The sequence below is a fragment of the Rhodohalobacter sulfatireducens genome, from assembly GCF_022012475.1.
Lineage (GTDB): Bacteria > Bacteroidota > Rhodothermia > Balneolales > Balneolaceae > Rhodohalobacter > Rhodohalobacter sulfatireducens.
In genome coordinates, this window is sequence record NZ_JAKLWS010000125.1 from 1 (window position 1) to 409 (window position 409).

Annotated in this window: 1 protein-coding gene; it reads right to left on the bottom strand. The window is 42.8% G+C overall.

What is annotated here, in order from left to right:
- Positions 1–382 (bottom strand): hypothetical protein (locus tag L6773_RS21360; RefSeq protein ID WP_237856711.1); only part of this gene is annotated, 382 nt, incomplete at its 3' end.
- Between the last annotated feature and the right edge of the window lie 27 nt (positions 383–409).

Below are 409 nucleotides of genomic sequence, written 5' to 3' on the forward strand. Positions count from 1 at the left end.
TATCTTTCTTGATCAACGTCGACTCAACAAGATTCCCCTCCTCGTCATAGGTGGCTTTAACATCGATTGTAGCCCCTGAACCTTCCAGCACAAAACGATCGTTATGGCCGCGATTTACGTCTCTGAGTTTCAAATTCAGATTCCGGTAATCGGAGAAGTAGCCATTTCTCAGGCATTCTACATTTTTCAGGTATGGATAATCTGCCTCAGTGATCGTGTTTATATTGTTGACTCCGTCGCTTATTGGCGGGCTGCCTTCCGTGCAATCAACAACTTGTCCGTTGTCGGCCATAATGATCACAGATTGTGCCTCTGCTTCGCGAGTAAATATCAATACTGATATCGCTGCTATAAATAAGATTGCTGTTTTTACGTTTTTCATAATGTCCTCTTGTCTGCTTTATGGATT